A 25994-nucleotide genomic window follows, 5' to 3' on the forward strand; every position below is an offset into this window, starting at 1 on the left:
GTCTCGAATCAGGCCTTCATTCAAGCTTCCAACGCAAGCGTGGCGAATGTGCCGAGCCAGTGCTCGCCCATATAGTCGCCGGCCACGTGCGGCAGTGCGGTTTGCAGATGCCGCTCGGCTGCGTCGAATAGAACCGTCCGGCGAATATCGCCTGCGGGCAGGGCGCGCGCGAGTGAACGCTGGCACCATGCGCGGCTGAGATTCAGGCCGTCCAGATGCGCGATCTTGCCGTCGGTGCGATCCGTCACGGTGACGGGTTCGAACAGCGTAGCGGGCTTTTTCGCGCCGAGATCCGGCAGAAAGCGGCCGAACCAGTCGACGAACTGGGCCGGCGGCAATACGCGGCGCATGAGCTCGGCTTCCATGAGCGAAGGCGAGAGGAATTCGTCGCCGGCAGGCTCCCATGCCTGACACGCGACGTCGTTCACAAACCAGCGTTCCGCGGTATTCACGACCAGTGCTTCCAGCGAATCACGCGATGTTTGCCGCGCGAAATCCAGCGTCAACGCCAATGCGAAGGCCATGTTGAAGTGCGTGCCCACGCGCAGCGGGTAGGTAGCTTTCGGCAGAAAGTCCTCGAAGCGCTCGACAAACAGTTCGGTAAGCGGCGCAAAGGTTTTCGACCAGCGCGCGGCTTCCGAGAGCTTCAGCGAACTGAGTTGCGCGCTCAGCGCGAGCAGCCAGGCCCAGCCATACGGACGCTCGAAACCACGGTTGTGCGGCAGTTCGAGATACGCGACTTCACCGGCCACATTAGCCGCGGTGAAATGCTCGTCGACCACCGCGACGATGCGCGTCGCTTCAGGCAGATCGGGAAAACGGTCGAGTAGATGCAAAATCAACCAGTAGCCGTGCACGCACGAGTGCCAGTCGTAGCTGCCGTAAAAAATTGGATGCAGCGCACGCGGGCCTTGCACGTCTTGCGGCCCGGCGAGCGAATGCGTCAGCTTGTTCGGGTATTCGCGCGTGAGATGGGCAAGGGCCAGGTTGGCGAATTTCGACGCGAATTCGCGAGTGAGTTGAGTGGTCATCGGCGTCTCCTCAAAAGCGGCATACGAATAAGTATGACAGTATGCTGTTGAGGGCCACCAATAGTAAAGCAGTGGGCATGTGCGACCGGATTGCGCCGTGCCTCGTTACGACGTTACAGCAGCGCTGTCGGCATGATATTGAGGATGGGTGTCGTCGCGGTTGCCGGGGCGGCGTAAAAGCCGCACGGCCTGCCGGTGACGCTTAAAACATCTCCAGAATCCGGTGATACATCATCCCCAATTCCAGCGCCGGTCCGCGCAACGCCGGGCCGCCAGGAAAGCGCGCGTGCCGCAACCGCGCGAACAGATCGAAGGCTTTCGTCTCACCGGCCATTGCTTGAGCCACCACGCGCCCGGCAATACCGGTCAATGCGACGCCGTGCCCCGAAAACCCCTGTACATAGTAGTAATTCGGATCGATCGATCCGAAATCGGGCGCGCGATTGCGCGTCACGTCGACAAATCCGCCCCACGCATAGTCGATTTTCACGTCACCGAGTTGCGGGAATACGCCGATCATGCGCTGGCGAATCTCTTCGCCGAGCTGTACCGGCGAAGCACCGGTCGAACTCGCGCGCCCGCCGAACAGCACGCGATGGTCCGCCGACAAGCGGAAATAGTCGAGGAAGAAGTTGTTGTCGCAAATCGCCTCGCGGCCTTTGATCAATGCATCCGCGCGCTCCTTGCCGAGCGGCTCCGTCGCAACGATGTACGATGCGATCGGCGCGATTCGCGCGGCCACCGCTGCGGGCAGTACATCGCCGATCGTGGCATTGCCGCAAGCCGCGACGAAACGGCAGCGCACTTCGCCGCGAGCGGTACGCACGACAGGCCGCGCGCCCCGCACGACCTCGATCACCGGCGAATGCGCGAACAGCTGCGCGCCTTCGCGGCGCGCAGCGTCGGCGAGACCTAGACAGTACTTGAGCGGATGCAGATGGCCGGAAAACGGATCGTAGACCCCGGCCAGATAGCGTTTTGAAGCGACGCGCGAACGGACCTCGTCCGTATCGAGCCACGAGAGTTTCGAATAGCCCCATCGTTGCGATGCCGACTCCATCCACGAACGCAAATCGGGCACGCGTTTTGGTTTGGTGGCCACGGTCAGATAGCCGGACGTGAAATCGCAATCGATGCCGTAGCGTTCGATACGCTCGCGCACTAACGAAACACCTTCCACCGACATCGCCCACGCGGCCCGCGCGCCGTCGAGACCGAGCTGGCGTTCCATGATCTCGTCTTTCGCGAAACCCACCAGCGTTTGGCCGCCGTTGCGGCCCGACGCGCCCCAACCGGGCCGATGCGCATCGAGCACGACCACCGACAAGCCGCGCGCCCGGCACTCCAGCGCCACCGACAAACCTGAAAAGCCCGCGCCGATCACGCATACGTCGGCTTCGAGCGTACCGTCGAGCTCGGGGTCGTCGGCGAGCGGGCGGGTCGCGCTCGCTTCGTAGTAGGAGTTAGCGATCAGCGCATCGGCACGGCGGTCGAGCGTGTTAAGCGTGTTGGGCGCATTGAGGCCGGGAGTCGGAGCATTCATCAAAGCAGGTCCTTCATTCGATACCAGGCCATCGCGAGTACGAGGGCAGGGGTGCGCAGTGTAGCGCCGCCCGGGAAGTCGCGGTGACGGATCTTGCCGAACAGATCGAAGCGCGACGCCTGGCCGTCGATCGCTTCGGCGATCAGTTTGCCCGCGAGACCGGTGGTATTCACGCCGTGCCCCGAGAACCCTTGCGCGAAATAAACGGTCGGCGAGAGCCGGCCGAAATGCGGCGCGCGGTTCATGGTGATGTCGACGAAACCGCCCCACGCATAGTCGATCTTGACGTCGTCCAGTTGCGGGAAAGTCTTCAGCATATCGCGGCGCATTGCTTCGCCGAGGTTGCGCGGCGCGAGCTTCGAGTAACTCACTTTGCCGCCCCACAGCAGGCGGTGATCGGGCGCCGGGCGGAAGTAATCCAGCACGAAGCGGCTGTCGCACACGGCGGCTTTGGCGGGCATCAGCGCTTCGGCGCGATCGGGGTCGAGCGGTTCGGTGGCGATCACGTAGGTGCCGACCGGCATGATCTTGTTCGCCACGTCCGGCGCGAGCTGACCGAGATAAGTATTGCAGGCGAGCACGACGAAGCGTGCCTGCACCCGCCCGCGTGCGGTTTCAGCCACATGTCGGCCGTTTTCTTCACGCAAGGCCGTGACGCAACTGTCCTCGAAAATCTGCACACCCGCTTCGCGCGCCGCGCGCGCCAGGCCCAGCGTGTAATTCAACGGATGCAGATGGCCGCTGTCGGCGTCGAACAGGCCGCCCAGGTAGCGCTGCGATTGAACATAGTTGCCGACGCTGTCCGCATCGACATAACTGAAGCGGTCGTAGCCGAAGCGCCGTTGCGCTTCGTCACGCCATTTTTGCAGTGCGTCGGTATCGCGCGGCTTATTCGCCGCGGTCAGATAGCCGATGGTCAGATCGCAATCGATCTGATGCTTCGCGACGCGTTCCTTGACGATATCGAGGGTTTCGATCCCCATGTCCCAAACACGCTTCACGTCGTCCGCGGGCAAGTACTTTGCGAACGTATCGATATCGCACGCGAAGCCGCCGATCAACTGGCCGCCGTTGCGGCCGCTCGCCGCCCAGCCGACTTTCGATGCTTCGAGCACCGCGACCGAATGGCCGCGTTCAGCAAGATTGAGCGCCGTGGAAATGCCGGTCAGTCCCGCGCCGATCACGCAAACGTCCACGCTGATCGTTTCGTCGAGCGCGGGATGGCGGGTGCTGTCGTTGGCAGTGGCGGCGTAGTACGAGGCGACGTGAGGCTGGTTCGAGAATCGGAGCATAGGCAGAGCATGCAGAAAGAGCCTGCGCGCGTGGCCTTTTCGATAGCAAGGCCACGCGCCGGCAAAACAGATTAGAACGAGTAGATGAACTGGGTCGCGAGCAGGTCGTTGGACTTGCCATACGAACCGTCGTTCTTCAGGAACACCTGCTTGTTGGCCCAGTCGTGGCGGTATTCCACCTTGACCGTGATCTGCTGGGTCGGATAGAACAGCAGGTCGAGCGAAACGTCCTGACGGGTCGCGCCCTTGCATTCGAAACCGAGGCCACCGTTCGCCTGCGAATTGGCGAGACAATCCGCGCCGATACCGAAGCCGTTCGCCGTGTCCATGCCGTTGCCGTTCAACGCAATGCCGCCACCGCCGCCGCCGTTCTTGCTGTCGACCAGCAGGTCATAACGCACCGTCGCGCCCATGCGGCCCACCACCGGCAGATTGAACTTGCGGTGCGCGAGCAGCGACAGACCGTACCACTGAGCCTGGCCGCCGTTGTACGCGGCGTTCTGCTGCTGGCCGTAGTCGAGTTCGGCGTTGTATTGCACGTCGGCGAGCGTGTAGGTCAGGTCGGCTTCGGTGAAGAAGAACGTACCGCCCGAACTCGGCGCCTGGCCGCCTACGCCGTAACTGACCGCGCCGTTGGCGTCGATCGAGCTAGGCAAGGTCTGACGGCCGATGTTGATCGACGCGCCGAGATCGAGTGCGCTCGACCACGTGTAATCGGTGCGAGCCGTGAACGTCGGAATCTTGTTGCTGGTCGTGATCGGATCGCCCAGCGCGTTCGTGCCCGTCTGCGTGACTGCGCCGAACGTGCGGTACTGCTCGTTGCCGAGGAAGAACTTCCACGCCCAGTTGCCGGCCGTGTAGTTCGCGCCGATCCCGATGTAGCTGCCCGGATCCGAGAAGTCGTACAGCAGGTTGTGCGTGAGCGTGAGCATCTGATTCGACTGCTGCACTTCATAGCCGCCGAAGCTCGGAATCAAACCGGCCACGAGTGTCGTGGTTGCCGTCAACGGCACATTCACCACGGCCGTGTTCAGGATGTTGTTGCCGATATCGCCGTGCGAGTTCTGCAGCAGCGTAATGCCGTTGCCGCGGTTGGGCATCAACGTGATTTCAGCCGACGGCGCCATCGGGCCGACACCGAAGGTCTTCTTGATGTCGAGGTACAGATCGCCGAACGTGCTGTTGAAGTAGTTATAGCTGCTTTCGTGGTTCGCGAACAGGAACGACGAGCTGCTCTGTGCACGGTTATACAGGTATGTCGGGTCGATATAACCCGTTACCGACAAACCGGCGATCGGCCCGGTCTGCGCCGCGTCTTCGAGCGAATCGACCTTCAACTGCTGATTGGCGATCTGTTGCTTCATCGCCGTCACGTCGTCGTTGGTCAGCGTCGCCTGAGCCTTGCCGTAATCAGGCGAGGAGACGTCCATCGGCGCGGCCACTATCGCCGGGGCAGCGGCCGCTGTCGCCGCCGTGGCTGCCTTCGGCTTGGTGGCGACTTCTGCCCGCAGCTGCTTGACCTCCTTTTGCAGTGCATTGAGCTGGGCCTGGAGCGCCTTGATCTGGTCGCTGGTGGCATCCGCCATGGCCATGCCAGGCAGACTCCCCGCCACCAACAGACAGATGAGCTTCTTTCTCATTCAAATTCTCCTTATTGGTCGTATTGCGAATGGACTTCTTATGCGCGTGCCGTATCGAGCGACTTTCGTACGGCGGCTTGTTGTGGTGCGGCGGGCAAGGGGTCGGCGGCTTCGGCGAGGGCGAAAGCCATCTGCATGTCGCGATTGCGTTTGCGTTCGCGCAATTGCATCCAGCGATTCACGGCAATCACGCCGATCGTCACCGTGGTGATGAAGATAGTGGCGAGTGCGTTCATTTCCGGATTCAGGCCGAGACGCACCCGCGAAAACACGACGAGCGGCAGCGTGGTCGAGCCGGGGCCGGAGAGGAATGCGGAGAGCACGAGGTCGTCGAAAGACAGCGTGAACGACAGCAGCCAGCCCGACATGAGCGCCTGCGAGATCAGAGGCAGCGTGATCAGAAAGAACACCTTGAACGGCGTGGCGCCGAGATCGAGCGCGGCTTCTTCGAGCGACTTGTTGAGCTCTTTCACACGCGATTGCACGATGATCGCCACGTACGACACGCACAGCATCACGTGGCCGATCCAGATGGTGAAGAGACCCCGGCCCTTCGGCCAGCCGAGCATCTGTTCGAGCGCGACGAACAACAGCAGCAGCGAGATGCCCTGAATCACTTCCGGAATCACGAGCGGCGCGTTGATCATGCCGGCGAAAAGCGTAAAGCCGCGAAAGCGTCCGAAGCGCGCGAGCACGAAACCGGCCCATGTGCCGATCACAACCGAGGCGCACGCGGTCAACAGACCGATCTTCAGCGAAAGCCAGGCGGCATTCAGCAACTCGCCGTCTTGCAACAGCGCGCCATACCATTTGAGCGAGAAGCCGGACCACACCGTGACGAGCTTCGACTCGTTGAACGAATACACAATCAGGCTGATGATCGGAATGTAGAGAAACAGAAATCCGAACGTCAGCACGCTATTGGAAAGCGTCTTATTAGGCTTGATCATTTCGCGCCCTCCAGTTCCTTGACCTGGTAGTACTGGAACACGGCCATCGGCACGAGCAGCAGTAGCACCATTGCGACGGTGACGGCGGACGCCATCGGCCAGTCCATGTCGTTGAAGAATTCATCCCACATCACGCGGCCGATCATTAGCGTGTCGGCGCCGCCGAGCAGTTCCGGAATCACGTATTCGCCCACCGCCGGAATGAACACCAGAAGACTGCCGGCGATAATGCCGTTCTTCGACAGCGGCAATGTGATACGCGTGAACGCGGTCCACGGTTTGCAGCCGAGGTCGTAGGCGGCTTCGAGCAGCGTCAGATCCATCTTCACGAGGTGCGCATACAGCGGCATCACCATGAAGGGCAGGTACGAATAGACCATGCCGATATAGACGCCAATATCCGTGTGGTAGAGGCGCAACGGCGAATGAATCATGCCGATCGCCATCAGCGTGTGATTGAGCAGGCCGTCGTCTTTCAGAATGCCGATCCATGCGTAGACGCGAATCAGGAAAGACGTCCAGAAGGGCAGCATGACGCCCATCATCAGCAGGTTGCGTTTCGTCGGTTCCGAGCGGGCGATGTAGTACGCAATCGGATAACCGATCAGCAGGCAGAAGAAGGTCGAGACCGCTGCCATCTTCAGCGAGCTGATATACGTGGCGACGTACAGATCGTCCTGCAGCAGAAACGCGTAGTGGCTGAGCTGCATGGCGAAATGCACCATGCCGTCCTTGACAGTGACGAGATCCGTGTAAGGCGGAATGCCCAGACGCAGATCGGCGAAACTGATCTTCAGCACCAGCACGAACGGCAACGCGAAGAACACCGTGAGCCAGAGGAACGGCACGCCGATCACGGTCGAGCGGCCCGACGGCACGAACATCGACAGGCGTTTTTTCAGCAAGCCAAGCAGGCGGCTGCCGGACGGTGCGCCGAGCGTCGCGGGGGAGGAGGTAGTGGGATTGCTCATTGCGTCAGCACCACGCCGCTAGCCGGCGACCAGTAGACGAACACGTCGTCGTTATAGGAAGGCGCACCTTCGGCCATCAGATGCGAACTGGAAAGATTCGACACGACGGTCTTGCCGCTCGGCAGACGCACGTGATACAGCGAATAGCTGCCCATGTACGCCACATCCGCGACTACACCGCGCGCCCAGTTGTGCGGCGTGGCCGGTTTATCGAGCGAGACCTTGACGCGTTCCGGACGCACCGAGATCCCTACCGGCATGCCAAGCGGTCCGGTAATGCCGTGGCTCACGTAAATGCGCGATTCGAGCTCTTCGCTTTCCACGAAAATATGGTCCGGTTCATCCGCGACCACCGTGCCTTCGAACAGATTGGTCGAGCCGATGAACTCGGCGGAGAAGCGGCTATTCGGAAACTCGTACACCTGGCTCGGCGAACCGATCTGTACGATGCGGCCTTCGCTCATCACGGCGAGGCGGCCGGCCATCGTCATTGCTTCTTCCTGATCGTGCGTGACCATCACGCAGGTCACGTCGACCTTCTCGATGATGTTCACGAGTTCGAGTTGGGTCTTCTGGCGGATCTTTTTATCGAGCGCCGACATCGGCTCGTCGAGCAACAGCAGCTTGGGGCGCTTCACGAGCGAACGCGCGAGCGCTACACGCTGCTGCTGGCCGCCTGACAGTTGATGCGGCTTACGCTGCGCGTATTTGCTCATCTGCACGAGATTGAGCGCATCGGCGACGCGTTCCTTGATCTCGTTCTTCGGCGTGCCTTCCTGCTTCAGACCGAAGGCGATGTTCGCCTCCACGCTCATGTGCGGGAACAACGCATACGACTGGAACATCATGTTGACCGGCCGCTTGTACGGCGGCATCGCGGCGAGATCTTCGCCGTCGACGAAAATACGCCCGGAGGTCACCGTCTCGAGCCCCGCGAGCATGCGCAGGAGCGTGGACTTGCCGCAGCCTGAGCTGCCGAGCAGCGCGAACAACTCGTTCTTGGCGATGCTCAGGTTGACGTTGTCGACAGCCGTGCTGTCGCCGAATTTCTTCACGACGTTTTCAATCCGAACGAATTCGTCCGATTTCGATTTTGTCGTCACTGCGGGGCGGGCCATCTGGGTGGCGCCGGCTGCGCTTTTTGAGGTCGTCGAGTTCATGATGTAACCATTCCTTGCGGATCGCGGGCGCAAGTGTCTCCATACGAGGCGCTAGAGGCGTCTCGCAACGTGCGCTGCGATCGGAAAACATGGGACTGCGCGCGGGTGGGACTGTTAGAACAAACGCGCAGGCTGACTACCGTTACGGCTATTCATGCGCTCAGGGTTCGAGCGATCCCTGAGCGCGGGATCGATTAATTAATGTGGCCAGGTTAATGACCGGTTTTAAGCTGCGCCCAAAGACGGTTTTCAAGGCGGAGAATGTCGGTCGGCATCGGCTTCATGAGCGTCATCTTGCTCAACACTTCATCGCCCGGATAAACGGTCTTGTCCTGTGCGACAGCAGGCGTCACGAACTGGCGCGCGGCCTTGTTCGCGGTCGGGTAGAACACTTCGTTGGTGATCGCGGCGTTGACCTTCGGGTCCGAAATGTAGTTGATCCATTTCAACGCGGCTTCAGGATGCGGTGCGTCTTTCGGAATCACCATCACGTCGAACCACAACAAGCCGCCTTCCTTCACGTTCGAGAACTTGATCTGGTAGGAGCGCTTGGCTTCTTCGGTGCGGCGGCTGGCAATGCCGACGTCGCCCGACCAGCCCAGTGCGACGCACACGTCGTTATTGGCGAGGTCGTTGATGTAGCCGGACGAATTGAATTGGGTGATATACGGGCGGATCTTTTTCAGCACTTCGAAGGCGGCCTGATAGTCGGCGGGGTTCGTGCTGTTCGGATCCTTGTGCATGTATTGCAGCGTGGCGGCGAAGACGTCGACGGCCTGATCGAGTATCGACACGCCACAGCCTTTCAGCTTGGAGAGATTGGCCGGATCGAACACGAGTGCCCAGCTATCCACTGGCGCATTGGCGCCGAGCGCTTTCTGCACGGCCTGCACGTTGTAACCGATGCCATCCGTACCGTATGCCCAAGGCACACCGTACTGGTTGCCCGGGTCCGCGTCGGCGATCATCTTCATCAGTACGGGGTCGAGATTCGCGAGGTTCGGCAGCTTCGATTTGTCGAGCTTCTGGTACACGCCGGCCTGAATCTGCTTGGCCATGTAGTTCGAAGTCGGCACCACGATGTCGTAACCCGAACTGCCGGCGAGCAGTTTGGCCTGCAGGGTGTCGTCGCTATCGTAGTTATCGTATTTGACCTTGATGCCGTCCTGCTTCTCGAAGTTCGGAATCGTGTCCTTCGCGATGTAGTCCGACCAGTTGTACACATTCAGTTCCGTGTCGGCCGCAAGGGCCGGCGTAACCGACAGCGCCGCAAAACCCGTGAAGGCGAGAAGCGCGGCCCCCGCGACCGCATGACGAAGATGACTAACGCTCATGGTTTTTTCCCTTGATGTGAAGAACCGGCATGAGCGTGTTTTGTGGGTGTGCTCACGCCGGAACGGACTGCCGTTACGAAATACCGAGTTGTTGCGCTGTCGCATCGACGGCTTTTTTGGCCTTCGAAACGATTTCGTCGATTTCCACCTTATTGATCACGAGCGGCGGCGACAGCAGCATGCGGTCGCCGGTGGCGCGCATGATGAGGTTGCCGTTGAAGCAGAAGTCGCGGCAGATCGTGCCGACGTCGCCGCCATTGGCGAAACGCTTGCGTGTTTTCGGGTCCTGGGCGAGTTGCAGGCCGGCCACCAGACCCGTACCGGAGATTTCGCCGATGATCGGATGATTGGCGAAGGTTTCGCGCAATTGTTTCTGGAAGTACGGACCTGTGTCGTTCTTCACGCGATCGACGATCTTCTCGTCGCGCAGCAGCTTCAGGTTGGCGACCGCAACAGCGGCGGCGACCGGGTGACCCGAATACGTGAGACCGTGATTGAAGTCGCCGTTTTGGATGATTGCCTTGGCCACGCGGTCATGCAGGCCGACCGCGCCCATCGGCACGTAGCCGCTCGTCAGGCCCTTCGCCAGCGTGATCAGATCCGGCTCGAAACCGAAGTGCTGATGCGCGAACCATTCGCCGGTGCGGCCGAAACCGCCGATCACTTCATCTGCGACCAGCAGAATGTCGTACTTGCGGCAGATGCGCTGAATTTCCGGCCAGTACGTCGATGCCGGGAAGATTACGCCACCCGCTCCCTGGAAAGGCTCACCGATAAACGCCGCAACGTTGTCCGCGCCGATTTCGAGAATCTTCGCTTCCAGTTGCTGTGCACGGGCCAGTGCGAATTCTTCCGGCGTCAGGTTGCCTTGTGCTTCGCCGAAGAAATACGGCTGGTCGATGTGGACGATGTTCTCGACTTTCGAGGGCATCTGTTCATGCATGTAGCCCATGCCGCCGAGCGTGCCGCCCGCGATGGTCGAACCGTGATAGCCGTTCTTGCGCGAGATCACGAACTTCTTCGAGTGCTTACCTTGCGTCGCCCAATATTGATGGACGATGCGCAGCACCGTGTCGTTGCCTTCGGAACCGCTGTTGCAGTAGAAAAAGTGATTGAACGCTTCCGGCGCCAATTCCGCGAGCAAGGCCGACAGCTCGATCACCGGCGGGTGCGTCGTCTTGAAGAAGGTGTTGTAGTACGGCAGTTCCTGCATCTGCTTGTACGCGGCATCGACCAGTTCCTTGCGGCCATAACCGACGTTCACGCACCACAGGCCGGCCATGCCGTCGATCACCTTGTTGCCTTCCGAGTCCCACAAGTACACGCCTTGCGCCTTCACGATCACGCGGCTGCCGCTGCGGTTGAGCGAGCCCATATCCGAAAACGGATGGATGTGGTGCGCGGCGTCCAGTGCGCGATATTCGGCGGTGCTGCGTTGTTGCGTAGCTTGTGCTGCTTGCGCGCTCGCGGCCGGCTGGGCCGGCTGCACGTAAGCGACTTCTTCTGTTCTGTAGCTCATGACTGCCTCCAATTTTTTGCGTTTGCCTTACACGTGCAGCAGCAAATGCCGGCGTTCCCACGAACTGATCACGCGGAAGAACGCTTCATATTCGGTTTCCTTCAGTGCGAGGTAGGCCTTGACGAATTTCTCGCCGAGTACTTCGGCGATCGGCTCGCATGCGCCCATCAACGTCAAACCCTCTTCGAGATTGCGCGGCAACTGGTACGGCAATTCATAACCGTCGCTGAGCAGCGGCTCGGTGGCTTCGAGCTTCTGCGTCATGCCGAGATAGCCGGCGGCGAGCGTCGCGGCAATCGCCAGATACGGATTGCAGTCCACGCCCGGAATGCGATTTTCGATGCGGCGCGCAGCCGGTCCCGAATGCGGAATGCGGAAACCCACCGTACGGTTGTCGTAGCCCCACGCCACGTTGATCGGCGCGGCCATGAAACGCGACAGGCGACGATACGAGTTGATATACGGCGCGAAGATCGGCATCAGCGCAGGCGTGTACTTCTGCAGGCCGGCGATATAACCCGTAAACAAAGAAGTGGGTTTGCCGTCGGAGCCGGTGAACAGGTTGTGACCGGTTTCTTCGTCCACGAGGCTTTGATGCATGTGCATCGCCGAGCCCGGTTCGCCTTCCATCGGCTTGGCCATGAAAGTCGCGTACATCTTGTGACGCAGCGCGGCTTCGCGCACCGTGCGCTTGAAGAGGAACACGCTGTCGGCGAGCTTGAGCGGATCGCCGTGCATGAAGTTGATTTCCATCTGCGCGGCGCCGACTTCGTGAATCAGCGTGTCGACTTCGAGCTCTTGCACCTCGCAGTACTCGTAGATATCTTCGAACAGCGGATCGAATTCGTTGACGGCTTCAATCGAGTACGCCTGGCGGCCGGTTTCCGGACGACCGGTACGGCCGATAGGTGGTTGCAGCGGCAGATCCGGGTCCTTGTTCATATCGACCAGATAGAACTCGAGTTCAGGCGCGATAACCGGCTTCCAGCCTTTGGCCTTGTAGAGTTCGAGAACGCGGCGCAGCACGCGGCGCGGCGAGATCGCGACGGGCGTGCCGTCGAAGTGGACGCAATCGTGGATTACCTGAGCGGTCGGATCGACGGCCCACGGAATCATGCGGATGGTGCTGGCGTCGGGCACGCACACCATGTCCGGATCGGTCACGCCGGTGAGCGTGCCGTCTTCCGGATAGTCTCCCGTGACGGTCTGGATCATCACCGCCTGCGGCAAGCGCATGGACTCGCCGGATTCGAATTTGCTGCGCGGAATGATCTTGCCGCGCGCGATCCCGGCCATATCCGGAATGATCGCTTCGATTTCGGTGACACGGTTCTTCTTCAGAAAATCGTCGATGTCATGCATGTTTATTCTCTCTGTTTTGGTGCGCGACCGGCTCAGGCATGCGTGGCAGCGGCGGATGCCGCGCCATAGCCGGCCTTGGTGCGCATTCGATCGCGGCAGGCGTCGCCGAAGGCCCGAAAGATTGCGGTGGACAGTGCGTCGTTGGCATGCTTCCACTCCGGGTGCCACTGCACACCCAGCGCGAAAGCGCGCGCATCTTTCACGCTCACCGCTTCGATCAAGCCGTCCGGCGCGGTGGCCTCGGCCGTGAGGCCGACGCCCAGCCGCTCGACGCCCTGGCCGTGCAACGAATTCACACGCGCTTCATTCGTGCCGCCCGCGAGGCGCTGCAACAAGCCGCCCTGCGTCAGCGTGATCGAATGCGACGGTGCGTATTGCACGTCGAGGTCGTCTTCCTTGTTCTCGCGGTGGTCGTTCAGACCGTCCACCGCGTGAACGCTTTGATGCAGCGTCCCACCGAAAACCACGTTCATTTCCTGGAAGCCCCGGCAGACTGCCAGTACCGGCACGCCAGCGGCGATCGCTGCGCGCATCAGCGGCAGCGTCGTCGCATCGCGTGCGGCGTCGTGCAGCGTGCCCGGCGTGCTGGGTTGGCCGCCGTAGCGGTGCGGCTCGACGTTCGAATAGCTGCCTGTAAACAACAGGCCGTCGACCGTCGCGAGCACGTCTTCGGCGGACTGACGCTCGCCGAGCGCCGGCAGCAGCATGGCCAGCGCCTGTGAACCGTCCACGATCGCGGCGATATATTTCTCGCCGACCACGTGCGACGGGTGGACTCCCATCATCGTTCTGTCAGCGCTGATGCCGACCAAGGGTTTCTTTCGCATAACGAATAGACGTGTGTGTTCCCCGCGGGACGCGGCATGAACAACGTTAAACACAGCGCGGCACGATTCCGCAGCCGTGCGCCGAGCGCAAAGCCACCGGTGTAGTGCAGGCAGTCGTCGTCAACTGAAACGCGCCGCGCGTGATAGTCAGATGAGCTGTTCGATTCGATCCGCTGCGGTGCGCAACCGCTCCGATGGGCATGAATTGCACAGGCGGCAAACAGCACCGCACAGGCAGGAACGCACGGCTCGAAAGAGCGCGCTCACGCAAACGGATGAATCGAACGGCGAAAAGGGGGAGGCGCTACGGCAGCAGCGAGGCGACTTCGTCCGTGCGCACGGCAATGAAGGCGCGCGCGGAGATAGAGTTGTGACGTCGAACTGAACGGCGGGACAGGATCGTGAAGACGGACAGAAAGCGGCGGAACGCAAGGCTGCCGCTGCTGCCGTCGGCGATGGCGCCGTCAGCGCGAGGACAACTCGCCTGACTACGATTCCATCTCACCAAAGGGCCTCGGACTCTCACGATTACACTCGACTAGCGACGTTGAAAGTATTGAACGGCCTGCTCGAAATCCGCACGGGGCGTTTAAAGAAACAGGACGCTGGGATGATCGCCTTGAACCGATGCGAACTGAATTCGCTGCGCCGCGAAACACCGTTGGGTGCCTCACGACGCCGGTATGACGATCGCCTGGGAACCAGCATATACGAGCCAATAAAGCCGTCAAACCCTTTTTGATAAAACATTTATCAGGGCTTTCCCGAGGGTCCGGCTAGAATCCCGGCCCGTGGGAACGTTCGTTGCGCCATTCATATTTCGGAATCCTTTCAGGGTTTTCCCCAGCGGCGCAAAGATCAAAGTGATTAGAATATTCAACACTCGCAAGCAGCGCGTTGCCCCGAGTCTTGTGTTCATTTCATCTGGTCACTTAGCGCCCCGATCGTATTCAATGTCAGAGAACCTAGCGATGTCCATAGAAGTAGCAACCCGTCTGCAATACATCCGCAAGAAGAACGGCTTGTCCCAGCGTGAACTGGCGAAACGGGCGGGAGTGACAAACGGGACGATCTCGCTGATCGAACAGAATCGTGTGAGCCCCTCGGTCGGCTCGCTGAAGAAACTGCTCGAATGCATACCCATGAGTCTTGCCGAGTTCTTCACCTTCGAAGTGGAAGTGGAACGTTCGGTCGTGTCGCGCCGTGCCGACATGCCGAACCTCGGCAATGAGTCGATCGAGTTCTATCTCGCGGGTTCGAGTGTGAAAGACCGCAACATGGGCATTCTGCGCGAGGTCTATCAGCCGTTGTCGGACACGGGGCCGGAAATGCTGGAGCACGAAGGGCACGAGGGCGGGGTGGTGGTCAGCGGTCAGATCGAACTGACGGTGGACGGCACCACGTGGCTGCTCGACCCCGGTGACAGCTACTACTTCGAAAGCCGTCTTCCGCACCGTTTTCGCAATCCCAGCGCGGAGCATCTCTGCGAGATCGTGTCGGCCAATTCGCCGCCCACTTTCTAAAGACTCCGCGCCAACGCGCCTCGACTCGATTCACTGCCGCAACTCACTGCCGCAGTTCGGTGCCGCATGAAGTCGATGCGGGTTTGCGTCGAGCGCATAACATTGAGGCATCCTGATGGAAAAGAAATCTCTCGCCTTCTGGCAAGACAAGGCCGCTACGCTATCGATCGAAGGCCGCGCGTTTATCGACGGCGAATACCGTGATGCCGAGGGCGGCCGCACGTTCGACTGCCTGAGCCCGATCGACGGCAAGCTGCTCGCCAAAGTCGCCGACAGCGGCGCGGCCGACGTCGACGCCGCCGTTGCGGCCGCACGCCGCGCGTTCGACTCCGGCGTGTGGTCGGGCCTCAACCCGCGCCAGCGTAAAGCCGTGCTGCTGCGCTGGGCCGCGTCGATTCGCGAGCACATGGACGAACTCGCGCTGCTCGAAACGCTCGACGCCGGCAAGCCGATCGCCGACACCACTAGCGTCGACGTACCAGGCGCGGCGTATTGCGTCGAATGGTTCGCTGAAGCCATCGACAAAATCGGCGGCGAAGTCGCGCCAGCCGATCATCATCTGGTCGGACTCGTCACGCGCGAGCCGATTGGCGTGGTGGCCGCGGTCGTGCCGTGGAATTTCCCGATCCTGATGGCGTCGTGGAAATTCGGCCCGGCGTTGGCGGCGGGCAATAGCGTGGTGCTCAAGCCATCGGAGAAGTCGCCGCTCACTGCGATCCGCCTCGCGCAACTCGCACTCGAAGCCGGCATTCCCGCCGGCGTGTTCAACGTCGTGCCGGGCGCTGGCGAGCCGGGCAAGCTGCTGGCGCTGCATCAGGACGTGGACTGCCTCGCCTTCACCGGCTCGACCAACGTCGGCAAGCTGATCATGCAGTACGCGGGGCAATCGAATCTCAAACGCGTGTGGCTCGAACTCGGCGGCAAGTCGCCGAACATCGTGATGCCGGATTGCCCGGATATGGACCGCGCGGCGAATGCGGCAGCGGGTGCGATCTTCTACAACATGGGCGAAATGTGTACGGCGGGTTCGCGCCTGCTCGTGCATCGCGACATCAAGGACCTCTTCATCGACAAGCTGATCGCCGCGGCGCGCAGCTATACGCCGGGCAATCCGCTCGATCCGGACACGTCGATGGGTGCGATCGTCGACAAGGTTCAGCTCGAGCGCGTGCTCGGCTATATCGAGGCAGGCCGTGCCGAAGCCGGACTGTTGCTCGGCGGCGCGCGCGTGAAAGAGGACACCGGCGGCTTCTATATCGAGCCGACCATCTTCGAGATTCCGGCTTCCGGCGCGAAGGTCGCGCGTGAGGAAATCTTCGGGCCGGTGTTGTCGGTGATCACGTTCGACACGGTGGAGGAAGCGATCAGGATCGCTAACGACAGCGAATATGGTCTCGCGGCCGCCGTCTGGACCTCGAACCTGACCACCGCACACGAGGTGTCGCGCAAACTCCGCGCCGGCACAGTCTGGGTCAACTGCTACGACGAAGGCGGCGACATGAACTTCCCGTTCGGCGGCTACAAGCAATCGGGCAATGGCCGCGACAAGTCGCTGCATGCTTTGGAAAAATACACCGAGCTGAAGTCCACGCTCGTGCGGCTGCGCTAAAGGATTCGCGAAGCCGGCGCTACGGCGCGTGTGATGCGCGCCGTAGCGTTTCCCAATGAATCCGAGGCCGGCGTTGCGTGTGCTATCCGGAAGCTTTGCGTGCCGCGCCGGACTGCCTAAAGGTAACAGCTCATCCATGACTGAACTCGTCTATGGCGACGGCGCGATGCGTCGCCCGTCGCTTTATGGCTCGTCGATCGAAAACACCTATGCGGGCGTGCTGTCGTTCATGCGCCGCAAGTACACACGCGAACTCGACGGCGTCGACGTCGTGGTCTCCGGCGTGCCGCTCGACCTGGCCACCACGTTCCGCCCCGGCGCGCGTCTGGGGCCCGCCGCGGTGCGCGCGGCCAGCGTGCAGTTGTCGGAGTTGCATCCGTATCCGTGGGGTTTCAATCCGTTCGACGACCTCGCCGTGACCGACTACGGCGATTGCTGGTTCGACGCGCACAATCCGCTCACGATTAAGGAGTCCATCGTCGAGCATGCGCGCACGATTCTGCGTTCGGACGCGAAGATGCTGACGCTCGGCGGCGATCACTACATCACCTATCCGCTCTTGATCGCGCACGCGGAGAAGTACGGCAAACCGCTTTCGTTGATTCATTTCGATGCGCACTGCGATACCTGGGCCGATGACAGCCCCGACAGCCTGAACCACGGCTCGATGTTCTACAAAGCGGTGAAGGACGGCTTGATCGATCCGAAGACCTCGGTGCAGATCGGCATTCGCACATGGAACGATGATTTCATGGGCATCAATATCCTCGGCGCCGCGTGGGTGCACGAGCACGGCGCGCGAGCGGCGGTGGAGCGGATTACGTCGATTGTGGGCACACGTCCCGCGTATTTGACATTCGACATCGACTGTCTCGATCCGGCCTTCGCTCCGGGTACGGGGACGCCGGTGGCGGGCGGTTTGTCGTCGGCGCAGGGACTCGCGATCGTGCGCGCGCTCGGTGCGTTAAATCTGGTGGGGGCGGACGTCGTGGAAGTAGCGCCGGCTTACGACCAGAGCGAGATCACGGCGATTGCCGCGGCGCATATCGCGTGTGATCTGCTGTGTCTGTGGCGACAGCGCAAGGTTGCAGGACGCGAGGCTTAGGCGGGCCCGCTCTTCCGGCGAACTGGCGCAAAGAAACCGGCTCAGCTCATCGACGACGAATGTTCGGGCTGGCGCCGGCCTTCGCGCAAGCCGAGCGTATAGACCACGAGCGCGCCGCTCATCAGCGCGAGTTGCCACATCAGCATATCGCTGCCGCGCGCATTCATCGCGAAGCCCGCGACGAGCGGCCCCGCGATCGAACTCGCGGTGAAGGTAAGCGACAGCAGCCGCATGTTGCGTGTGAGCGCGGCCTTGTCGCTGCAAGCAGCCGCATACATGCCGAGTGTGATGAACGAACTGTTCATGCCACCGAGCAGCAAAGCGCTCGCCGCCGCGAGCCACGACGCGGGCGCGGCCAGCGCGAAGCCGCAGATAGCCACTGTGCTGAGCGCGGCGCACACGATCACCGTGGCCGCAAGGCCCGCGCGATCGGCCAGCCAGCCGACCGGAAATTGCAGCGCCATGCCGCCGACCCCGAACAGCGTCAGCAGCGTGGCGGTTTGCGTGGCGTTGAGGCCGTGCGCGTCTGCGAATAGCGGGAAGAGGCCGTAAAGCGCGCCGTCGCCGATGCCGCCTGCCGCGATGACTACCATGCCGAGGCTCACTAGCGGGCCGAGGGTGCGGCGTCGCTCGGCGCTCTTTCTTCGCGTAGGCGGCGCTACTTGCAAGGCTGGCGGTTTTTCATCCGATGCGGTCAGCCACAGCGGCAGCGCCGCTGCAAACGTGAAGGCCGCGCCGGCCGCGAACGTGATGAGTCCATCGACATCGCACCACACCGCGAGCGCGGGCCCGATGACGCCGGCCGTGGCGATCAGCGCTTCGTGCACGCCCACCACGCGTCCACTCGATTCAGCGGGGACCAGACTGTAGAGCCAGGTTTCGTTGGCGATCCAGCGCAAGCCGATGCCGAAGCCCGTCAGCAGACTGGGCACGAGCCACAGCGGCCACGACAACGTATCCATGATCGCGAACGCCACAAGCGTGGCCACCAAACCCAGCGACACCGTGCGTTTCGCGCCGACGCGCGCCATCAGCCACGGCGCGATCAGCAAGCCGGCCAGCATGCCGGTCCACTGCGCGGCGGAAAAGAGGCCGGCGCGTGGCGCATCCAGGCCGCGATGGGCGAGCCAAACGGGCAGCACCATGAAGCCGATGCCGAACTGGCCGACCTGCGAGAGCGCCGACACTGCGGTCAGCGCCGCGATTGCGCGCCAGCGCACCGGCGCGGCGGATTTCATGTGCTGCTCCGCGCGGGCATGGGCAGGCCCTGTTCGCGGCATTCGACCGGACAGCCGGCTTTCAGGCAGGGACCGTCGTCACACAGGCGGCACAGTTGCATGGCGTGCGCGGGGTCGCGAGTCTCGTTCCACAAGATCTTGATCAGCAGGCTTTCCAGCACGTCGCGCTCGCTGTCTTCAAGCCGGCCGACTATGCGTTGCAGCATCTTGTCGCGCGCGGTTTGCAGACGCTTGGCCTCACGTTTGCCGGCTGTGGTCAAGGCAAGCGCGACAGCCCGTTTGTCAGCACCCGATTTTTTCTCGATGAGACCCGCCTCGACCAAGCCCGCCACGGCGCGCACGGCGGCCGGATGCGACAGATCGACCGCCTCGCGCAGCACTTCAATCGATGAATCGGGATACTGGCCGACCGCGTTGAGCATGGCGCGAGCGGTGGGGCCGGCGAGCGCATCCACGGTGGGTTGCGTGTTCATTTCGTCAGTGACCAGCAGGGCGAGCACGCCGAGCAGGTTTTCTGTGCGCTGCGTCATGGGAAGCCTCAATGTGTGCAACATGCATATATGCATGTTGCACACATTGAAGATGAGACGCAAGCTGTTTTTTTGACGGCAACGCGGCGCTATTCGCGAGGCACGCGCGAAAGCGTTACTTCGCCAGCCGCGCCCGAATCGTGTATTCGCCTTCTTTGCCTTCGTCCTCGATCATGTGGGCCTTCGCGGTGTGGAAGTCGGCCGGCAACGGTTCGACCGGATAGCCGCGTTTCTGCCATGCATCGAGGCCGCCCTTGAGCGCGCGGATGTGATGGATATTCTTGCGATGCAACTGCTCGACGATCCGCTTCGCCGTCGCTTCATTCGGACACACGCAGTAGACGACGATCGGCCGCTTTAACAGTTCGGGGTCGATCGGCTCGGGCGAATCGAGATCCAGCGGCCGTGCGCCGGCAATCCGGTGCGATTCCATTGCGCGGACGCTGCGTGGCCGCGCGTCGAAGATCAGCGGCGGCTCGTTCGACTTCATCATCTCGTCGAGCTGGTCCGGCGAAATACGCGTATGCGCGAGCCAGCGGCGAAACTGCCAGCGGCGCACCCAGCGATACAGCAGCACGGCCACGAAGATCGCCGCGAACGCATCGAAAATCGTGCCGCCGTTGTGGCGCACGAGCAGCATCAGTTGCACGATCTCGTCGTGCAGCGCGGCGCCGCCGATCACCCATACGCTCGCCCACAGCGTCGCGCCGACAAAATCCCACAGCAGAAACACGCCGACGTTGATGGCCGTGGTGCCGAGCAGCGGCGCGGAGACCAGGCCGAGTCCGGGCAGGAACTTCGCAACGGTGAGAATCGGTGCGCCGTACCGTTCATAGGTATTGCGCGCGAGCCGGACCGTGGTGTCGAGCGAGAGGGAGAAGCGCACCAGGTAGTTCAGCAGGCGGCGGCCGTAGGCCCGTCCGGTGAAAAACCATAGCGAGTCGGCGATCAGTGTGGCGGCGACTGCGGCGCACACCACGCTCGCATACGAGGTTTGCCCCATGGCGGCCATGGTTCCACCGAGAATCAGCATCGGCGCGGCCGGAATCGGCACGCCGAGTTGCGTGATGAGCACGCTCATGAACACGGCCCAAACGCCCAGCGAGGGCGGAATAGCAACCGGAAAATGCCACACAACCGCGCTCCTGAGAATGCACTGAAGGGTTTTGAAACGACCGCGCCCGGGCGGCGCATGGCGAACAGCCCGCGCATGTTCCGTTCCCGCACTACGGCGCGCGCCATGCCGCGTCGGCAGGCGGCCGCCATGGTACAAAAAAGGTATGAAAAGCGGATTTAAGCACAGGTGGCAGAACGGCGCTGCGGGGAAGGCGGCACGCCGGGCCGATTGAGGCGGGATGGCGGGGGGGAATGCGTATGGTTGTAGTCGGCGGCGAGACCGATGCAGCAGGCCGTTAGCCACTGCGGCGGGCCCGCCGCCTTCATCTAAAGGCACTCGCGTCGCGTCTGGCGCAGGATCACGCGTCAGAGGCCGGATCGTACGGCACGACGCGTTCGTGCTCGTCCGCGTGGTTGCGCGCCACGATCGCGCGCGCCGCGGTGGTCGCGTCCAGATTGAACGGCTGATGCGGCACGCCCGGCGCAATGAACAGGAAATCGCCCGGTTCGGTAATCACGGACTCCCGCAAGCCGGGTCCGTAGCGGGTTTCGATCTTGCCTTCGAGCTGGTAGATCGCGGTTTCGTAGTCGGCGTGAAAGTGCGGTTCGGCATGGCCGCCTGGCGGCACCACGACCATATACATCGACAAACCCGTGCTGCCCGCGGTGCCGGCCGAGATGCCGACAAAGTAAGGCAGCCGCTGGGTCGTCGCCATTGCCCGGTCGGGTCGAACCTTGACGACGCGCGCTCGCGCGTCGCGCAAAACGTCTGACATGGTCAGCTCCTGCTGAAATCCGGCCGGCGCCGGTCGTCGCGGCGCGGCTCATACTCCCTTGAGTGCAAAGTCTAGACGATATGAGCGCCGATATCGGACCTTGTCGAGCGCAGGCGTGCTGCTGCGGTACGGCTTGCTAGAATCGTCGCCATACCCACACAGATACGACGGAGACACAGCATGGCCAAGCATCAGCCGATCAGCCGCTACCCCGTGCCCAAACCGGACGCATGGCCGGACGACATTCGCGCGCGCATTCTCGAAGTTCAGGAAAAGGCCGGTTTCGTGCCGAACGTGTTTCTGACGCTCGCGCACCGCCCGGACGAATTTCGCGCGTTCTTCGCCTATCACGACGCGTTGATGCTGAAAGAGGGTGGCCTGAGCAAAGGCGAGCGCGAGATGATCGTGGTCGCGACCAGCGCGATCAACCAGTGCCTGTATTGCGTGGTCGCGCACGGCGCGATTCTGCGCATCTACGAAAAGGCGCCCTTGGTGGCCGATCAGGTCGCCGTCAATCATCGCAAGGCGGATATCACGCCGCGTCAGAAGGCGATGCTCGACTTCGCGGTCAAGGTTTGCAGCGCGTCCGGCACGGTCGGCGACGCCGACTTTCAAGCGCTGCGCGAGCATCGCTTTTCCGACGAAGACATCTGGGACATCGCGGCGATCACTGCGTTTTTCGGTTTGTCGAACCGCATGGCCAACGTCATTTCCATGCGTCCGAACGACGAGTTCTATTTGATGGGACGTGTGCCGAAAGCCGCGGTGGAGACGCCAAAAAAATAGCCACGTAAGGGCGTTTCCCGCTGTTTTTCACTTGATGCCGGCGGCTGCGTCCGCCCGCATCGCCGGCACACACGCTCACGCCGCCGCCGGTTCGGCTCGAAGCGCGGGCGTGCTGACGGCGGTGTCGTCGATCGGAAAGTGCAGCATGGCGGCGACGAGGCCCGCAACCACCGTCGCTTCCCACAGCAGCGAATACGAGCCCGTCAGATCGAACACCAGACCGCCGAGCCACGCGCCGAGAAACGAGCCGATCTGATGGCTCAGAAAGCAGACCCCGAACAGGCTGCCGAGATGGCGCGTGCCGAACACTTTCGCGACGAGTCCACTCGTGAGCGGCACGGTGCCGAGCCAGGTCAGACCCATCACGGCCGCGAAGACCACCACCGACGTGGGGCTTTTCGGCAGTAGAAAGAACGCGCCGATCGTCACGCTGCGAATCACGTAAAGCCAGCCGAGCACATAGTGCTGCCGGAAGCGGCCGCCCAGCCAGCCGCAGGCCCAACTGCCCGCCATGTTGAACAGGCCGATCAGCGCGAGCGCGGTGGCGCCGAGCCCGAGCGGCATATGGCAAAGCGACAGATATTCGGGCAGATGCGTGGCGATGAAGGCAAGCTGGAAACCGCAAGTGAAGAAACCGAGCGATAGCAGCCGGTAGCCGCGATGCCCGGCCGCTTGACCCAGCACCTTGCGAAGCGGCACGGCCGGCGTTTCCTGAACGGGCGTGCCGACCCGTGCGCGCCGGTCGAGCACCATGCCGAGCGGGGCGATCAGCAGCATCACGAAAGCGAGGACGAAGAGCGACGTCGCGATGCCCGAACTGAGCCGGATGCCTTGTACAAGCGGCACCATCAACACCTGGCCCGCGGAGCCGCCGGCGCTGACGAGCCCCATCGCCATGCTGCGTTTTTCCGGCGAAGCGATGCGGCCGACCGCCGGCAGCACCACGCCGAAGGTCGTGCAACTCACGCCGATGCCCACTAGCAGTCCCATGCCGACGATCAGCATGGCGCCGCTGGGCGCCACGGCCGCGAGGCCGAGCCCCGCCGCGAACGTCGTCGCGCCGAACGCGACCACCGGCGCCGAGCCGTAGCGATCCGCGGCGGCGCCCGCGAACGGCTGGGCGAAACCCCACACGAGATTGTGCAGCGCGATCGCGAATGCGATCAGCGTGACCGGCAGGCCGCGGTCGAACGAGAATGGCCCGATGAAGAGGCCAAAGGTCTGCCGGATTCCCATCGCGGCGCTCAGAATGAGCGCGCCGGCGAGAATCACGAGCGTCGTCTGATTGAAGGCGGGGGTGAAGCGTTTGCTGTCGGCGGTGGACATGGTTCTGATCTCCTTCGACATATGGTCGCAGCGAGCGTCAGAAGCGGCAAAAGATAAGTTTTCGACGACAGGTGAGCGTGGCTCACCTGTGCGAACGGACATGCGGTTTAGTTGGCGGCGCTTTGCAGTGCCTGGTCGGCAGGATTAATGTGAGTGTCGACGTGCTCGGCCTCGCTCACCAGCCAGCGTTTGAAATCGAACAGCTCCGGCCGGCGATCCGCGTTTTCCGCGCTCACCAACCAGTAGGCCGTGGCGGACGCGATCGTCGCCGCGCAGGTTTGCACCAGCGTGCCGTTGTCGATGTCGCGATCCACCAGTGGCCGTCTGCCGAGCGCGACGCCGAGGCCCATCGCGGCGGCTTCGAAAGCGAGCTGGATCGTGTCGACGCGCAGGCCCGCGGTGGTATCGATGCCCTCGGTGCCGGTCGCGTCGAGCCATGCCTGCCAGTCCTCGCTGGCGGCGTTGACGTGAATGAGCGTCGCGTGCCGCAGGTCCGCGTTGCCCTTGTCGTCGCGCAAATTCGCCAGATACGCGGGGCTGCATACGGGCACGAAGCGCTCGCCGAACAGCCGCGTCCACGCGGTGCCCGCGACCGGCGCACGGCTCAAGCGGACCGCGAAATCGAACCCGTCGACGGGAAAGCCGACTTGCCGATGCGAGGTGTCGACGCTCACGTTCACATTCGGCCAGCGCGCGCGGAAGCCGGCAAGGCGCGGGAGCAGCCAGCGCGACGCGAAGGTCGGCGCGCAACTCAGCGCGATCGGGCGATCCGCGCGGTGATTCGGCAGACGCTGCGTGCCGATGGCGATCAGCGAGAACGCTTCGGAGACGTACGATAGATAGTCCGCGCCGCTCGCCGTGAGCGAAATGCCGCGCGGCTCGCGCGCGAACAGTTCGACGCCGAGCGCTTGTTCCAGGCCGACAATGCCGTGGCTGATCGCGCTCGGCGTGACATTCAGTTCCGCGGCGGCAAGTTTGAAACTTTGATGCCTGCCGGCCGCTTCGAAGAAACGAAGCGCCGGCAGCGGTGGCAGACGAAGCGGCATGTTGCATCTCCATGGACGGCGCGTCTGGCGCGCCTGCTGTTGCGCTAAAGGATACCTTGCCGGGCGCTTTGGGTTGCCGGGGCGGCAGATGCGAGCGTTGCAGCAAAAAAGTTTCGATCGATGCTGTCGATTTGCCTCCGCGCGGTTCGTCGTGACTACATGGAGGACGAGAACGCGCTCGTGGTCGCGGCGCGCTACTTGCGCCCTTTATCCTTGTTCCGTAACAGGAGATGGCTGATGACCGACGTATCCGCATCCGCACAAACATTGAAGCCGGCCCGCCAACTGGCGGCCGACACACCGAGCCGCTTTCCCGGCGAAAGCGCCGACTATCGCCGCGCGCGCAACGAATTGCTCGCCGAGGAAATCGAGTTGCGCCGCCATATCGAACGGGTCGCCGAACAGCGCCGCGCGCTGCCGCCCGGCGGCGTCGTGCCGGAAGATTACCTTTTCGTGGGCGAAGCCGGTCCGGTGAAGCTGTCGGAGATGTTTGGCGAACACGACACGCTCGTCACCTACAACTGGATGTTCGGCCCGCAGCGCGCCCGGCCGTGTCCGATGTGCACGTCGCTGCTGAGCGCATACGACGGCGAAATGCCCGACATGCTGCAGCGCGTGGCGTTCGCCATCATCGCGCGCTCGCCGATCGAGAGGCTGGTGGCGTTCAAGCAGGAGCGCGGCTGGCGAAATCTGCGGCTGTATTCGTCGGGCGGCAACACCTTCAATCGCGACTACGCGGCGGAAGATCCGGCCGGCGACGACAATCCCGCGTTCAACGTGTTCACGCGCTCGGGCGGCACCGTGCGGCACTTCTGGGCAGAGGAGATGGGACCTTCGACCGCGGACCCCGGGCAGGATCCACGCGGCGCGCCGGACGTGATGCCCATCTGGACCGTGCTCGATATGACGCCAGGCGGGCGCGGCACGGATTGGTATCCGAAGCTCGAATACGGGAACGCGGCGCGTTAAGCACCGTGGTGAAGTCGGCGAGGCGCCGCACGCGTATCGCCGAAGAAGTGCCAGCGTTATTCGACTCCGATGGCCGCTATGGCCGCTGAAATATGACGGGCATTACGGTTTACGCCTTCGGCGTACAGGTCCAGATGCCGTTCATCGCGACGAGCTTCTACACGGGCGCATTGGTGGAATCGTTGGGCGGCGTCGATATTTCGTGGATCGTCGAGCTAGTCGCGCCCGCGTTGCTGTACTACCTGGCCGCGCGCGTCAAAGGCGCTGACATTCCCGAGCAGGTGGTCTTGCCGCGTGAATTCGGCGGCGCGGACAGCGTGGGGCAATAGAGAGCGGGACGA

At 62.4% G+C, this 25994-nt stretch carries 23 protein-coding genes and 1 pseudogene; 6 read left to right on the forward strand and 18 right to left on the reverse strand.

Annotation, left to right across the window (positions count from 1 at the left end; translation table 11 throughout):
• Window positions 1-20 precede the first annotated feature (20 nt).
• From ACFSNN_RS07930 to ACFSNN_RS07985, 12 genes are all read right to left on the reverse strand, one after another.
• The gene (locus ACFSNN_RS07930) at window positions 21-1031 is read right to left on the reverse strand and encodes a DUF2891 domain-containing protein (protein ID WP_134459205.1); all 1011 of its coding nucleotides are present in this window, start codon (window positions 1029-1031) and stop codon (window positions 21-23) included.
• Window positions 1032-1233: 202 nt separating this feature from the next.
• On the reverse strand, window positions 1234-2574 hold the full coding sequence (locus ACFSNN_RS07935) for an NAD(P)/FAD-dependent oxidoreductase (RefSeq protein WP_134459203.1): 1341 nt from the start codon (window positions 2572-2574) through the stop codon (window positions 1234-1236).
• On the reverse strand, window positions 2574-3866 hold the full coding sequence (locus ACFSNN_RS07940; protein ID WP_134459201.1) for an NAD(P)/FAD-dependent oxidoreductase: 1293 nt from the start codon (window positions 3864-3866) through the stop codon (window positions 2574-2576). The genes ACFSNN_RS07935 and ACFSNN_RS07940 overlap by 1 nt, the downstream gene beginning before the upstream one ends.
• A gap of 71 nt (window positions 3867-3937) precedes the next feature.
• Window positions 3938-5506, reverse strand: a complete 1569-nt coding sequence (locus ACFSNN_RS07945; RefSeq protein WP_134459199.1) for a DUF3138 family protein — start codon at window positions 5504-5506, stop codon at window positions 3938-3940.
• Window positions 5507-5544: 38 nt separating this feature from the next.
• A complete protein-coding gene (locus tag ACFSNN_RS07950) occupies window positions 5545-6456 on the reverse strand; it encodes an ABC transporter permease subunit (RefSeq protein WP_106277415.1) in 912 nt (303 codons plus the stop codon).
• Window positions 6453-7427 carry an ABC transporter permease subunit gene (locus ACFSNN_RS07955; protein ID WP_134459197.1) on the reverse strand — a complete coding sequence of 325 codons (975 nt, stop codon included), beginning with the start codon at window positions 7425-7427 and terminating at the stop codon, window positions 6453-6455. Before ACFSNN_RS07955 ends, ACFSNN_RS07950 begins: the two co-directional genes overlap by 4 nt.
• Window positions 7424-8587 carry an ABC transporter ATP-binding protein gene (locus ACFSNN_RS07960; RefSeq protein ID WP_134459195.1) on the reverse strand — a complete coding sequence of 388 codons (1164 nt, stop codon included), beginning with the start codon at window positions 8585-8587 and terminating at the stop codon, window positions 7424-7426. Before ACFSNN_RS07960 ends, ACFSNN_RS07955 begins: the two co-directional genes overlap by 4 nt.
• Window positions 8588-8799: 212 nt before the next feature.
• Window positions 8800-9921, reverse strand: coding sequence for a polyamine ABC transporter substrate-binding protein (locus ACFSNN_RS07965; RefSeq protein WP_132377569.1), 1122 nt, complete (start codon window positions 9919-9921; stop codon window positions 8800-8802).
• Window positions 9922-9994: 73 nt separating this feature from the next.
• Window positions 9995-11440: an aspartate aminotransferase family protein gene (locus ACFSNN_RS07970; RefSeq protein WP_134459193.1), complete on the reverse strand. Its 1446-nt coding sequence runs from the start codon at window positions 11438-11440 to the stop codon at window positions 9995-9997.
• 27 nt (window positions 11441-11467) lie between these two features.
• Complete coding sequence (locus ACFSNN_RS07975) at window positions 11468-12802, reverse strand: glutamine synthetase family protein (RefSeq protein ID WP_134459191.1); 1335 nt, start codon at window positions 12800-12802, stop codon at window positions 11468-11470.
• A 32-nt stretch (window positions 12803-12834) separates the two neighbouring features.
• On the reverse strand, window positions 12835-13629 hold the full coding sequence (locus ACFSNN_RS07980) for a gamma-glutamyl-gamma-aminobutyrate hydrolase family protein (protein WP_134459189.1): 795 nt from the start codon (window positions 13627-13629) through the stop codon (window positions 12835-12837).
• 304 nt (window positions 13630-13933) lie between these two features.
• On the reverse strand, window positions 13934-14155 hold the full coding sequence (locus tag ACFSNN_RS07985) for a hypothetical protein (RefSeq protein WP_370577238.1): 222 nt from the start codon (window positions 14153-14155) through the stop codon (window positions 13934-13936).
• Between the two features lie 445 nt (window positions 14156-14600).
• Here ACFSNN_RS07985 and ACFSNN_RS07990 point away from each other — a divergent pair, with 445 nt between their 5' ends.
• The 3 genes from ACFSNN_RS07990 (at window position 14601) to speB (ending at window position 17866) form a co-directional block, all read left to right on the forward strand.
• Window positions 14601-15152, forward strand: coding sequence for a cupin domain-containing protein (locus tag ACFSNN_RS07990; protein ID WP_106277429.1), 552 nt, complete (start codon window positions 14601-14603; stop codon window positions 15150-15152).
• Window positions 15153-15267: 115 nt separating this feature from the next.
• The gene (locus tag ACFSNN_RS07995) at window positions 15268-16761 is read left to right on the forward strand and encodes an aldehyde dehydrogenase (protein WP_134459187.1); all 1494 of its coding nucleotides are present in this window, start codon (window positions 15268-15270) and stop codon (window positions 16759-16761) included.
• Window positions 16762-16897: 136 nt separating this feature from the next.
• Window positions 16898-17866, forward strand: a complete 969-nt coding sequence (gene speB / locus ACFSNN_RS08000) for an agmatinase (protein ID WP_134459185.1) — start codon at window positions 16898-16900, stop codon at window positions 17864-17866.
• A 41-nt stretch (window positions 17867-17907) separates the two neighbouring features.
• Here speB and ACFSNN_RS08005 read toward each other — a convergent pair whose 3' ends face one another.
• The 4 genes from ACFSNN_RS08005 to ACFSNN_RS08020 form a co-directional block, all read right to left on the reverse strand.
• Window positions 17908-19104, reverse strand: a complete 1197-nt coding sequence (locus ACFSNN_RS08005) for an MFS transporter (protein ID WP_134459183.1) — start codon at window positions 19102-19104, stop codon at window positions 17908-17910.
• A complete protein-coding gene (locus tag ACFSNN_RS08010) occupies window positions 19101-19634 on the reverse strand; it encodes a MarR family winged helix-turn-helix transcriptional regulator (protein ID WP_134459181.1) in 534 nt (177 codons plus the stop codon). The genes ACFSNN_RS08005 and ACFSNN_RS08010 overlap by 4 nt, the downstream gene beginning before the upstream one ends.
• A gap of 115 nt (window positions 19635-19749) precedes the next feature.
• The gene (locus ACFSNN_RS08015; RefSeq protein ID WP_134459179.1) at window positions 19750-20769 is read right to left on the reverse strand and encodes a VTT domain-containing protein; all 1020 of its coding nucleotides are present in this window, start codon (window positions 20767-20769) and stop codon (window positions 19750-19752) included.
• A 340-nt stretch (window positions 20770-21109) separates the two neighbouring features.
• Window positions 21110-21526, reverse strand: coding sequence for a cupin domain-containing protein (locus ACFSNN_RS08020; RefSeq protein WP_134459177.1), 417 nt, complete (start codon window positions 21524-21526; stop codon window positions 21110-21112).
• Window positions 21527-21706: 180 nt separating this feature from the next.
• On the opposite strand from ACFSNN_RS08020, the gene ACFSNN_RS08025 reads away from it, so the two are divergent.
• The gene (locus tag ACFSNN_RS08025; RefSeq protein ID WP_134459175.1) at window positions 21707-22312 is read left to right on the forward strand and encodes a peroxidase-related enzyme; all 606 of its coding nucleotides are present in this window, start codon (window positions 21707-21709) and stop codon (window positions 22310-22312) included.
• Window positions 22313-22387: 75 nt separating this feature from the next.
• On the opposite strand, the gene ACFSNN_RS08030 is transcribed toward ACFSNN_RS08025, so the two are convergent.
• Window positions 22388-23638, reverse strand: a complete 1251-nt coding sequence (locus tag ACFSNN_RS08030) for an MFS transporter (RefSeq protein ID WP_377767262.1) — start codon at window positions 23636-23638, stop codon at window positions 22388-22390.
• Between the two features lie 107 nt (window positions 23639-23745).
• Window positions 23746-24684, reverse strand: coding sequence for a LysR substrate-binding domain-containing protein (locus tag ACFSNN_RS08035; RefSeq protein ID WP_377747532.1), 939 nt, complete (start codon window positions 24682-24684; stop codon window positions 23746-23748).
• Window positions 24685-24921: 237 nt separating this feature from the next.
• Between ACFSNN_RS08035 and ACFSNN_RS08040 the strand changes: the two genes are divergently transcribed.
• Window positions 24922-25653, forward strand: a complete 732-nt coding sequence (locus ACFSNN_RS08040; protein ID WP_377747533.1) for a DUF899 family protein — start codon at window positions 24922-24924, stop codon at window positions 25651-25653.
• Window positions 25654-25682: 29 nt separating this feature from the next.
• Window positions 25683-25982: pseudogene (locus ACFSNN_RS08045) on the forward strand (cytosine permease); the annotation flags it as partial.
• Between the last annotated feature and the right edge of the window lie 12 nt (window positions 25983-25994).

The sequence above is a fragment of the Paraburkholderia dipogonis genome (assembly GCF_042680985.1).
Taxonomy (GTDB): Bacteria; Pseudomonadota; Gammaproteobacteria; order Burkholderiales; family Burkholderiaceae; genus Paraburkholderia; species Paraburkholderia phytofirmans.

What these genes read in the sequence shown, in the direction of transcription:
- ACFSNN_RS07950 (WP_106277415.1), bottom strand. Translation starts at nt 6,456, where the DNA reads ATGATCAAGCCTAATAAGACGCTTTCCAATAGCGTGCTGACGTTCGGA.
- ACFSNN_RS07980 (WP_134459189.1), bottom strand. Translation starts at nt 13,629, where the DNA reads ATGCGAAAGAAACCCTTGGTCGGCATCAGCGCTGACAGAACGATGATG.
- ACFSNN_RS08025 (WP_134459175.1), top strand. Translation starts at nt 21,707, where the DNA reads ATGGCCAAGCATCAGCCGATCAGCCGCTACCCCGTGCCCAAACCGGAC.
- speB (WP_134459185.1), top strand. Translation starts at nt 16,898, where the DNA reads ATGACTGAACTCGTCTATGGCGACGGCGCGATGCGTCGCCCGTCGCTT.
- ACFSNN_RS07970 (WP_134459193.1), bottom strand. Translation starts at nt 11,440, where the DNA reads ATGAGCTACAGAACAGAAGAAGTCGCTTACGTGCAGCCGGCCCAGCCG.
- ACFSNN_RS07960 (WP_134459195.1), bottom strand. Translation starts at nt 8,587, where the DNA reads ATGAACTCGACGACCTCAAAAAGCGCAGCCGGCGCCACCCAGATGGCC.
- ACFSNN_RS07935 (WP_134459203.1), bottom strand. Translation starts at nt 2,574, where the DNA reads ATGAATGCTCCGACTCCCGGCCTCAATGCGCCCAACACGCTTAACACG.
- ACFSNN_RS07975 (WP_134459191.1), bottom strand. Translation starts at nt 12,802, where the DNA reads ATGCATGACATCGACGATTTTCTGAAGAAGAACCGTGTCACCGAAATC.
- ACFSNN_RS07995 (WP_134459187.1), top strand. Translation starts at nt 15,268, where the DNA reads ATGGAAAAGAAATCTCTCGCCTTCTGGCAAGACAAGGCCGCTACGCTA.
- ACFSNN_RS08030 (WP_377767262.1), bottom strand. Translation starts at nt 23,638, where the DNA reads ATGTCCACCGCCGACAGCAAACGCTTCACCCCCGCCTTCAATCAGACG.
- ACFSNN_RS08020 (WP_134459177.1), bottom strand. Translation starts at nt 21,526, where the DNA reads ATGTCAGACGTTTTGCGCGACGCGCGAGCGCGCGTCGTCAAGGTTCGA.
- ACFSNN_RS08035 (WP_377747532.1), bottom strand. Translation starts at nt 24,684, where the DNA reads ATGCCGCTTCGTCTGCCACCGCTGCCGGCGCTTCGTTTCTTCGAAGCG.
- ACFSNN_RS08040 (WP_377747533.1), top strand. Translation starts at nt 24,922, where the DNA reads ATGACCGACGTATCCGCATCCGCACAAACATTGAAGCCGGCCCGCCAA.
- ACFSNN_RS07930 (WP_134459205.1), bottom strand. Translation starts at nt 1,031, where the DNA reads ATGACCACTCAACTCACTCGCGAATTCGCGTCGAAATTCGCCAACCTG.
- ACFSNN_RS07965 (WP_132377569.1), bottom strand. Translation starts at nt 9,921, where the DNA reads ATGAGCGTTAGTCATCTTCGTCATGCGGTCGCGGGGGCCGCGCTTCTC.
- ACFSNN_RS08010 (WP_134459181.1), bottom strand. Translation starts at nt 19,634, where the DNA reads ATGACGCAGCGCACAGAAAACCTGCTCGGCGTGCTCGCCCTGCTGGTC.
- ACFSNN_RS07945 (WP_134459199.1), bottom strand. Translation starts at nt 5,506, where the DNA reads ATGAGAAAGAAGCTCATCTGTCTGTTGGTGGCGGGGAGTCTGCCTGGC.
- ACFSNN_RS07940 (WP_134459201.1), bottom strand. Translation starts at nt 3,866, where the DNA reads ATGCTCCGATTCTCGAACCAGCCTCACGTCGCCTCGTACTACGCCGCC.
- ACFSNN_RS08005 (WP_134459183.1), bottom strand. Translation starts at nt 19,104, where the DNA reads ATGAAATCCGCCGCGCCGGTGCGCTGGCGCGCAATCGCGGCGCTGACC.
- ACFSNN_RS07990 (WP_106277429.1), top strand. Translation starts at nt 14,601, where the DNA reads ATGTCCATAGAAGTAGCAACCCGTCTGCAATACATCCGCAAGAAGAAC.
- ACFSNN_RS07955 (WP_134459197.1), bottom strand. Translation starts at nt 7,427, where the DNA reads ATGAGCAATCCCACTACCTCCTCCCCCGCGACGCTCGGCGCACCGTCC.